This window comes from Caballeronia sp. RCC_10, from assembly GCF_041360715.1.
GTDB classification, from domain to species: Bacteria; Pseudomonadota; Gammaproteobacteria; order Burkholderiales; family Burkholderiaceae; genus Caballeronia; species Caballeronia grimmiae.
This window is the reverse complement of record NZ_JBFUPT010000103.1, coordinates 1-1,317: the sequence shown is the minus strand read 5'-3', so window position 1 is coordinate 1,317 and position 1,317 is coordinate 1. Positions and strand designations below refer to the sequence as shown.

Genomic DNA, 1,317 nt, shown 5'->3' with positions numbered 1-1,317 from the left:
CTGGACCGCAACCGCCGATTCCATCCTTCAGAAAGTGGCTCGGTTATGCAAAGTAATTTCTGGGACAGGACACTAGCTTAAGTAAGCCGCTAGCGCCCTTTCCATTACCTATACGAGCAGCAGCCAATCCCACTCACCGATCCCAATCAGCAATAGCACGTATTGCTAGTGAAACACCGACCCAGTTTGCTTTTGGGTTGCATTCGAATCGCAACCTTTTGGCCCGAATCGAACTGATGCACATGATCGTGAAAGGACAGATGAAGTTCGCTCGCGGAGCGCATCTGTCTGCCGCTGATCAATTCTACAACCTCGCAATATAAGCAGTACTTCGCATTGCTCAATGCAACGTCGCGCGATCTTACGGCTGGGCGCCAGAAACAGCCGAACGGGTCGAACTGCGTTGCGCACTTGGGCAAAAATGCCCCCCCTATACCTCATCGTCAGCGTAGTAACGCGCCGCGGCGTCGAGCATGCGGCGTCGCTCAGCCCGCACGTAGATCGAGGTCGTCTGCAACGACGCGTGGCCGAGAATCGTTTGCACGACGTCGGTCGGCATCTCGCGCGCGACCGCGCGCGTGCCGAACGTATGTCGGAACGCATGCGCCGACGTGTTGGCAAGCTGCACGATCTCCTCCGTGCTGAATTCGGCCCGTGCCGCCATCTGGGCGCTCAGCCGCTGCATCGCCATTCGAACGACCCGGCCCAACGCGTCAACCGTATAGGGCATCTCGTTCGCTTTGTCCGCTTTGCCCGTCTGGTTCGTTTCGTCTGTTTCCTCCGCATCGTCCGGGCGGGCGTCATGCCGCTCGAGCGCCGCGCGCGTGCCGGGGATCCACGTCGGGGCGATCAGGGGCCCGCTCGCCGCGGCGGCATCAAAGTCGCGGCCCCGGTCCCGCCAGTGCGCGCGTAGCGCGTCGATGGTCGCGCGGCTCACCGGCACCGTGCGTTGCTTGCGGCGCTTCCCGATCAGGGTCAAGGTCCAGACTTGGGGTGTCGGTTGCGCGGGGCTCAGCGACGGATCCGATGACGATTTTTGTGGCGCCGCGTTACCCATCGATGCGTTGGGCGTCGATGCGCGGGTCGCCGATGCGCCGCGCCCCGATGATCGCCGGTCGTCGGGATGTTCCGCTGGACGCAGATCGTCCCGTCGAGCCAAGGTAGCTTCGGCGCGGCGCAGGCCGGAATCGCCCATCAAGAGAATCGCCGCGCGTGCGGCGCGCCATTGACGTACGTCCTCGGGCTCTGTTGCAGTAAGGCGTTCCGCTATGATGTGCGGAAAGACACAAGACTGGAAGCTCGATGAAGACGTTGAAT

Annotated in this window: 1 protein-coding gene and 1 pseudogene; one reads left to right on the top strand and one right to left on the bottom strand. The window is 61.9% G+C overall.

Annotated elements, in window-relative coordinates:
* Positions 1 to 209: 209 nt before the first annotated feature.
* Positions 210 to 323, top strand: a pseudogene (locus AB6804_RS31815) (IS6 family transposase); the annotation flags it as partial.
* Positions 324 to 430: 107 nt separating this feature from the next.
* Here AB6804_RS31815 and AB6804_RS31810 read toward each other — a convergent pair.
* Complete coding sequence (locus AB6804_RS31810; RefSeq protein WP_370889827.1) at positions 431 to 1,195, bottom strand: tyrosine-type recombinase/integrase; 765 nt, start codon at positions 1,193 to 1,195, stop codon at positions 431 to 433.
* Positions 1,196 to 1,317: the final 122 nt, after the last annotated feature.